This is a genomic window from Frankia sp. CcWB2, assembly GCF_977927585.1.
The window spans coordinates 12,947-20,955 of the sequence record NZ_CDWRCM010000065.1; the positions used below are offsets into that span (position 1 = coordinate 12,947).

General features: G+C 69.4%; 7 protein-coding genes. 4 read left to right on the top strand and 3 right to left on the bottom strand.

The features are described 5' to 3' along the window. On the bottom strand, positions 1 to 192 hold a 192-nt coding region (locus tag ACY45C_RS09300), incomplete at its 3' end, for a hypothetical protein (protein ID WP_462187221.1). 154 nt (positions 193 to 346) lie between these two features. Here ACY45C_RS09300 and ACY45C_RS09305 point away from each other — a divergent pair. Further along, the gene (locus ACY45C_RS09305) at positions 347 to 1,849 is read left to right on the top strand and encodes an SCO6880 family protein (protein ID WP_462187222.1); all 1,503 of its coding nucleotides are present in this window, start codon (positions 347 to 349) and stop codon (positions 1,847 to 1,849) included. Beyond that, positions 1,846 to 3,912, top strand: coding sequence for a conjugal transfer protein TraC (locus tag ACY45C_RS09310; protein WP_462187223.1), 2,067 nt, complete (start codon positions 1,846 to 1,848; stop codon positions 3,910 to 3,912). The genes ACY45C_RS09305 and ACY45C_RS09310 overlap by 4 nt, the downstream gene beginning before the upstream one ends. A 67-nt stretch (positions 3,913 to 3,979) precedes the next feature. On the opposite strand, the gene ACY45C_RS09315 is transcribed toward ACY45C_RS09310, so the two are convergent. Continuing rightward, positions 3,980 to 4,522, bottom strand: a complete 543-nt coding sequence (locus ACY45C_RS09315) for a YbhB/YbcL family Raf kinase inhibitor-like protein (RefSeq protein WP_462187224.1) — start codon at positions 4,520 to 4,522, stop codon at positions 3,980 to 3,982. Between the two features lie 145 nt (positions 4,523 to 4,667). Here ACY45C_RS09315 and ACY45C_RS09320 point away from each other — a divergent pair, with 145 nt between their 5' ends. After that, a complete protein-coding gene (locus tag ACY45C_RS09320) occupies positions 4,668 to 5,006 on the top strand; it encodes a P-II family nitrogen regulator (protein ID WP_462187225.1) in 339 nt (112 codons plus the stop codon). 397 nt (positions 5,007 to 5,403) lie between these two features. On the opposite strand, the gene ACY45C_RS09325 is transcribed toward ACY45C_RS09320, so the two are convergent. Then, on the bottom strand, positions 5,404 to 6,201 hold the full coding sequence (locus ACY45C_RS09325; protein ID WP_462187226.1) for a DedA family protein: 798 nt from the start codon (positions 6,199 to 6,201) through the stop codon (positions 5,404 to 5,406). 757 nt (positions 6,202 to 6,958) lie between these two features. Between ACY45C_RS09325 and ACY45C_RS09330 the strand changes: the two genes are divergently transcribed. Further along, a complete protein-coding gene (locus ACY45C_RS09330; RefSeq protein ID WP_462187227.1) occupies positions 6,959 to 7,960 on the top strand; it encodes an alpha/beta fold hydrolase in 1,002 nt (333 codons plus the stop codon). The last annotated feature ends 49 nt before the right edge of the window (positions 7,961 to 8,009 follow it).

Consider the following 8,009-nt stretch of genomic DNA (forward strand, 5'->3'; position numbering starts at 1 on the left):
GGCGGGCACGTCCTCCCGGACGGGTGCCGCCACGGCCGCGGTGCGCGGCTCGACGGCCGGCCGGCCCCGGGCCGGCGGTGGCAGTACCCGGCAACCGGCAAGAGCCGCCACCCCCACCAGGGCGACGGTCACGGTCGGCAGCAATTCCAGGCCGGTCGGCGCCACGAGGACGATGCGCCCGGGTTCCGTCACGGGCGGGGCACGCGGGCCCGGTCAGGCCACGACGCGGGTACCCGTGCCCCCGTCGGCGTCCCGGCCTCCGAAGATGACGGCGGCGGTGCCGCCGTCCCGCACCGGCGGCACGTGAGTAGTTGAGTGGCGAGGTAGCGAGGTAGCGAGGTAGCCGATGATCGCGGAACGCAGTTACCGCTTCGGACCGCTGGAACGCGGCGGAGTCATGCTGGGCATGCGCTGGCCGCAGCTCGGCCTGATGATCGGCGTGATGCTGTGCGTGCTCGGGGCACTTCGCTCTCCACTCCTGTTCATCCCACTCTGGGTACTGATGGGAGTAATGCTCCTATTTGTTGCGTTCGTCCGGGTGGAGGATCGTAATCTCGACCAGTGGGTGCCGATCCTCTTCGGCTTCACGATGCAGAAGGTGACGGGCGAAACGGTGTTCCGTGGCGCGTTCTTCCGGCTGGGTGCCGGGGAGGACCAGCTCAGCCGAACGGTCCTTCCGGGGCCGCTGTCGTCGCTGGTGATGTTGTCCGTACCGGTCGGCGGCGGCCGGTACGTGGCGGTGGTAAAGGATGCCAAGCAGCAGACCTACACCGCCGTCCTGCAGGTGCAGGGTAGCCAGTTCGCCCTGCTGGAGTCCGGTGACCAGCAGGCCAGGGTGGACGCCTGGGGGGAACTGCTGGCCGGGCTGACCGCCGGGGGCGGCAAACTGTCGCGCATCCAGTGGTTGGAACGCACGCTGCCCGACTCCGGCGACCAGCTTCAGCGGCACTGGCGGGTCCGCGGGCATCACGACGACTCTTGGGCCGCCGACGCCTACCAGCAGGTCATCGACGCGGCGGGCCCGGTGGCGCAGAGACACGAGACCTACCTCTCGTTTCAGCTTCGGGCCAGGGACGCCCGGCGCGCGATCCAGCGGGCCGGGGGCGGTGACCAGGCGGCCTGCGCCGTCCTGCTCGGCGAACTGCGCACGATGGAGGCGGCTCTCGCCCGTGCGTCCATCAACACGGTCGGATGGCTGCCGCCACGGGCGCTCGCCGCGGTCATCCGCACCACCTACGATCCGTACTCGATCGAGATGATTGACGCGCGGGGTGGTGCGAGTACGGACCTCGCCGGGGGCCTGAAGGGGTTGGCGTCCGGCATCGACCCGGCGGTCGCGGGCCCGGTCCGGACCGTCACCGCCTGGGACCACTACCGCACCGACTCCGGCTTCCACACGACATACTGGATCAATGGCTGGCCGCGTGTGCCCTCCCCTGCCGCGTTCCTCGCTCCGCTGCTGATGGAGACGACCTGTCGGCGGACGGTTTCACTGGTGGTCGAGCCGCTGCCTGGCCGGAAGGCGGAGAAGGCGGTAAACCGACGGCGGATGGCACACCTCGGTGAACAGCAGATGCGGGACAAGGTCGGGAAGGTCACCACCCAGCGCGACGTGGCTGAGGCCGACGAGGTCGAACGCCGCGAGCAGGAGCTGATCGCCGGATTCGGCGCCTTCCGCTTCCACGGCTTCGTCACGGTCTCCGCCGACGACCTCGACGGGCTCGCCGATGCCTGCGGTGAGGCCGAAACGCTGGCCTCACGCAGCCGGTTGGAGATGGTGCGTCTCGTCGGCGAGCAGGATCAGGGCTTCAGCGTCGGAGCACTACCGTTGGCGGTGGGGGTTTCTTGAGCTCAGCACACGACGACGCCTCGGCCCGCGGGTACCCGGTCCCGACCGGCGGATACCCGACCGGCGGCTATGCGGGCAACGGCCATGCGGTGGGCGGTTACGTGCCGGCTGGCTATCCGGCCGGTGGAGCCGTGGCCGGTCGCCCCGAGCGTGCCGACAGCAGCCCCGGCGGCCCGGGCGGCCCCGGCGACGAGGGCGTCGACGGCGACTTCGACGACTTCGGCGACGACGACTTCGGCGACGGCGACTTCGACGACCCGCCCAGCTACGACGAGGCCGGTTACGACCCCGACGGCTACGAGGCGGCGGCCTACGAGGCCACGTCCCACGACCCGGGACGCGACGCCGAGGGCTATGTGGACCTCGGCGGCGGTCCGCGGCGGCAGCGCGAGGGACACATAGCCGCGGAGCCCCCCCGGCGCAGCCGGCGCACGGAACGGGCCGCGGCGGCCACCGAGAAGGCGGCGATGCGCCGGGCCCAGCTAGCCCTGCGCCGGGGCGCACAGCCGCCGCGGCTGTTCGGGCCGTTCGGCGGGCGGACGTTCCACAAGCTGCGGCTTCCCGCGCACATGGAGACGACGGCACAGATCGCCGGCATCTACCCGTTCGTCGTCGACTCCGGCTTGGCCGCGCCCGGCATGTACATCGGTCGGCACGTTTGGTCGGGGAACTCGTTCGACTTCGACGTCTTCGAGCTGTACCGCCAGCAGGTCATCGAGAATCCGAACTTCGCCGTGTTCGGCGCGGTCGGCTCCCGCAAGTCGGCGCTGCTGAAGACGCTGATCTCGCGGGGGGCGGCATTCGGCTACCAGGCCGCCGTACCCTGTGACCCGAAGGGCGAGTACACGCGGCTGGCTCGGCGCCTCGGCTGTGAGCCCACCTACATCGGGCCCGGCATGGCCACCCGGCTGAACCCGCTCGACGCCCCACCTCGTCCGATGGGCATCGCCGACGAGGACTGGGCCCGTGAGGTGAAGCGGGCTCGTTCGGCACTCCTGTCGTCCCTGATCGAGACGGCGAAGGGGGTACCGCTCACCCCGGCCGAGCACACCGCGGTCGACCTGGCTCTCGACGTCGTGACCCGGCAGATCACCGGGGCGTCCCCGGACCGGTGGGCAACCCCGCTCCTGCCGCACGTGCTGGAGGCGATGACGGATCCGACCGAGGAGGACTGTGTCAACCTCCCGATGACCGCGACCGAGCTGCGCGACGCCTCCCGGGATGCCACGCTGACCCTGCGCCGGCTCACGCACGGCGCGCTGGGCGGTCTGTTCGACGGGCCTACCACCTCCCCGCTGGACTTCGACCGTCCGATCGCCGTGCTGAACCTGGAGCGGGTCCAGGGCAGCGATGAGATGATCGCCCTGATCATGACCTGCGCGCAGGCGTGGATGGAAGCGGCACTCATGCGCCAGGACGGCGTGCAGCGCTACGTCGTCTACGACGAGTGCTGGCGGCTGATGCGGTTCGCCGGCCTCGTCCGCCGGCTGTCCGCCCAGCAGAAGCTCGCCCGGCAGTGGGGATGCGCGAACGCGATCGTTGCCCACCGTATCTCCGACCTGCTGTCCGCCTCGCCGGACTCGGTGGAGATCGCCAAGGGCCTGCTCGCCGAGACCGCGATCCGGATCCTCTACAAGCAGGCGTCCGATCAGATCGCCGACACGCAGGCCGCGCTCGGGCTCACCGATGTCGCCGCCGACCTGCTCCCCAGGCTCGACCCGGGCTACGCCCTGTGGCTGATCGGCGCCCGCGCCTTCTACGTCGAGCACGTCGTCGGCGACCTGGAGATCCCCGTGGTGCTCAACGGCTCGAAGATGCACGGCGAGGTCGACGACACCAACCTGACCCCCGACGATCTGGATCCGGCCGAGCTGGACCCGTCGGATCTCGGTCCCGGCCGGCTGCGCCGGATGGCCGACGAACTCCTCGACAACCGGGAACTCGAGAGCGGGGAGCTCGGGAGCGGGGAGCTCGTCGACGGCCCGGCCGTCCCACGGGCCGCCGGCCTCACGGGCGGGTTCGGTTACCCGCCCGTGGAGCCCAGCCCCAGCTCCACCAGCTGACGATCCCCGGGCGGCGCGCCGAGGGCGCGGCACCTGAGGACCTCGACGCGCCGGCAGGGCGGCCCCGTCAGCGTTGGAAGGTCACCCGCAGCACGGCCCGGGCGAGGGTGTGGAAGGTGAGGTTGAAGCCGACGACGGCCGGTGAGACCTCGTCGTTGATCTCTAGTTCCGGAACGTCGACCGCGTGGACGGTGAAGATGTACCGGTGCGGTACGTCGCCCTGCGGCGGCGCGGCCCCGCCATACGCCTTGGAGCCCCAGTCGCTGCGCACGTGATACGCGCCGACGGGCAGGCCGGTGAAGTCGCCGCTGCCCGCGCCGCGGGGAAGCTCGGTCACCGCCGCGGGGATGCCCACCAGGACCCAGTGCCAGAATCCGCTGCCGGTGGGCGCGTCCGGGTCGTAGCAGGTGACGACGAAACTCCTGGTCTCGGCGGGCTGACCGAACCAGGCCAGCTGTGGGGAGATGTCGGCACCCCCGGCGCTGGTGTGCACCTGATCGGACGGAACGACTCCACCGTCGACGAGGTCCGTACTGGTCACGGTGAACAGCGGTTTGGCGGGCAGCACGTCGAACGGGTCGGGGGGTGTACCGCGGTCGAGCAGGGACATCTACCATTCCTTCCGTTACGCCATTCGATGACATTCCCGAGACGGAACCGTCACCTGCCGGCTCTACGCTTCTCCGCGATGAAACCTCACCCGGAGGTGCGCCGGGCCGTCGGCATGCGGTTCCAGACAACCTGGTGAGGTCCCGGTGAGACTGGTCACCGCCATCCTGCGTCCACATCGCATCGATGACGTACGCACCGCCCTTGAGACCTTCGGTATTCAGGGTATGACGGTCAGCCAGGTGACCGGATTCGGCATCGAACTGTGGCGTACCCAGACATATCGCGGGCAGACCTTCCACGATGAGTCGGTGAGCGCCGTGCGGGTCGAATGCGTCGTCGCGGACTCCGACGTCGAGGACGTCATCGAGGTGATCCGGAGATCGGGCGGATCGGCGGCCAGCGGAGCCGGCAAGATCTGGGTTCTTCCTGTTGACGCCCCCGCCCGCGTCCGCACGGGGGAACGCGGACCGGACGCCTTGTGAGTGCGGACGCCTCGTGAGTCCGGCGGCGCCCCGGCTGCACCGAGGGCGACCTGGCTACGGCGACCCCGACCAGCAGACTGCACCGACCGTGACCAGCTCGGTTGCCGCGATCTCTCGATGGCCCCCCAAGGCCACAACACCACCCACCAATAGTGAGATGATCGTCATACAAACGATGCTTTCGGTGTGCGACCAGCGACTGTTCCCACCTTTGGGTGACGAGGAGAGGCGACAATGACCCGTTGACCCGATACGGTTGACGGGTCCCGGCGGGCGTCCCGCCGACTCCCCCCGTATCGGTGCGGAGCCCGCCGGGACCCGTCCTCGCGACTTGGCCGCATCACAGGTAACCGTCGCGCGGCCGCGATGACCACCGGGGTATCCCAATCAGCCCCGGTCAGTCCTGATCAGTCTCGCTCAGTCCCGGGGTCTGACGTTGATGAGCAGCCGAGTGACGCCCGCCGCCGCGGCGTGGCCGTACCGCGAAGGTCGCAGCCTCCTCGGCGACCGGGGCACTCCTGCCGAATTCAGCGGAGCCTTCCCGCACGGCACCGTTCCTGGCCCGCTTCCTACGGTGGGCCCGGAGGAATTCGAAAGCGATGGGAAGCACCGAGACGGCGACAATTAGAATCAACATCGGCTCAATGTTGTTCCGTACAAAATCTATCTTACCGAGGTAAAAACCCAGAACCGTGAGGCCGCAACCCCAGACCACCCCGCCCACAATGTTGTAGGTGATGAAGATGCGGTAGTTCATCCGGCTCACGCCGGCGATGACCGGAGTGAAGGTGCGGACCACGGGAACAAACCGCGCCAGGATGATGGACCGCGGCCCGTATTTCTCGAAGAACTCGTGCGACTGCTCGACGTACTCCTGTTTGAACAGCCGCGAGTCGGGGCGTCGGAACAACGCCGGACCGGCTCTTCGACCGATCAGGTAGCCGACTTGGTCGCCAGCCACCGCGGCGAGCCCGATCAGGACAGCCGCCACCGGCAGCGGGGTGGAAAGCTCGTCGCGGGCGATCAACATACCCACGGTGAACAGCACGGAGTCACCCGGGAGGAAGAACCCGACCAGTAGGCCGGACTCCACGAAGACGATCAACAGAACGACAGCCAGGCCCGCTTTGGCCAGGCTGTCCGCGCTGAGGACGCCAGGGCCGAGAGCGAGGGTGTTCGACGCGAATGCATTCACTATCGCGGGCCTCCGACAGGCTTCGACGACGGGTTGGACACGTCCGTGAGACCGCGGCAACCATCGAGGGACCGCTACCGCACCCGCCTGAGGACACCGTAAGGGTATCGAGCGATCTTCCGTCTCCCACCGGGCACCCGCAAGAGTGGCTCCACGGCGTCCCGGGCACGTCCCGGGCACGTCCCGGCAGGTTGCGGCAGGTCCGGTTACGCCCGGTACGTCCCTCATGGGTGCCCGATCATAGGTGCCCGAATCGTCCAGCGAAGCGATCCACCGCCAGTCAAGATCCGGCCGGCCCAGGCGGACCGCCGACGCGATGGCCGGATGTGCCTCATTAGGCTTAATTCGTGCATTATCGGCGGCCAAGCTTGGATCAGCAGCCTGTTGTCCCGAATGATCCGAGTGGCCCGCCGGCCTGGCCGGATGCGTTAACACCACGCCCCCGCGCTCCCGGCCGACGCAGTCAGCGCAGTCAGGGAGGCCGACACGACCGGCTGCGGGGGCCACCCCTGCCGGGGCGCACCGATGCCCCTCCCGTCCGGTCCGTACCCCGCTGCTCGCGGTCCGGCTCCTGCTCGGGCTGCTGCCCCTCGCGGCCTGCGGAAAGCGGGCTGGCGGCGACGACGGATCATCCCCCGCGATCAGTGCCGGCGGACCCGATGAGCGAGGTGCATCGTTACCACCGGGAACCCGCGGGGAAATTCTGTCCAGTCAGGTGGTCGCGCCGGCCCCGACTGGTATCCGGGCGTGGCGGGTGATGTACCGGTCCCACGCGACGCCGGGCGTCGACATTCCGGTGTCCGGGATAATCCTGGCTCCGGAGGAGAACGTTCCGGTTCCGCCGGGCGGCCGAAAAATCGTCGCGTTCGGGCATGGCACCACGGGCCTCAAGGATGCCTGTGCACCGTCGGCGGCACGACCCGCGCTGATCGCCGCCGCCTCGACTTTTCCGCTCGTCCGAGCCGGTTATGTCGTGGCCCTCACAGACTATCCGGGACTGGGGAGTCCCGGCGAACACGCGATCTACGTTGCCGAGCCGGAGGGCAGGGCCGTGCTTGACGCGGCACGCGCCGCCGCTGCCCTCAAGGCGACCGGTGCCGGTCGCGACATCGTCCTCTGGGGCTATTCGCAGGGCGGCCAGGCGGTGTTAGCCGCCGGAGCGATTGCCGCCGCCTACGCACCCGAGCTACGGATCCGGGGAGTCGTCGCAACCGCCCCCCTGGCCGACCTGCCGGCGTCCCTCGCCACCTTGCAGCACAATACCGACGGGGTCGCCTATGTCCTGCTGGCGATAATCGGGCTGTCCGTCGAGGACCGGACGATCAACCTGGACCGGGTGCTCACCCCGACCGGCCGGCGACTGCTGTCGATCGCCCGCGACCGTTGCGCCACCGACCTCACCAGGGCGAGCATCGGTACGTCCGTCGACACCGCCTTTACCGTCAATCCTCTGGATCATCAGCCCTTCGCAGCCGGATTCGCCCGGCAGCGAGAGGTGGCCCTGCGGAAGATGGCTCCGACCCTCGTTCTCCAGGGTGACCTCGACCTGGTGAACCGACGCACGGTGACCGACGGCGTGGTCACCGTGCTGTGCCGGAAGGGCACGACCGTGGACTACCGGCGTTACCCCGGCGCGGACCACGGCACCGTCCTCGGCGCATCGATGGCCGACCTCACCGCCTGGGTCGCGCAGCGCTTCGCCCCGTACCCGCCGCCGGTCACCGACATCTGCGAGATGCGCGCAGCCCGGTTCGGATAACCCGTCCCCGGCTAAACGGGCCCGTCGCCAGCTCACGGCTGTCCCCGGC

Coding starts and splice junctions, on each gene's coding strand:
- ACY45C_RS09305 (WP_462187222.1), top strand. CDS start 347: ATGATCGCGGAACGCAGTTACCGCTTCGGACCGCTGGAACGCGGCGGA.
- ACY45C_RS09315 (WP_462187224.1), bottom strand. CDS start 4,522: ATGTCCCTGCTCGACCGCGGTACACCCCCCGACCCGTTCGACGTGCTG.
- ACY45C_RS09330 (WP_462187227.1), top strand. CDS start 6,959: ATGTACCGGTCCCACGCGACGCCGGGCGTCGACATTCCGGTGTCCGGG.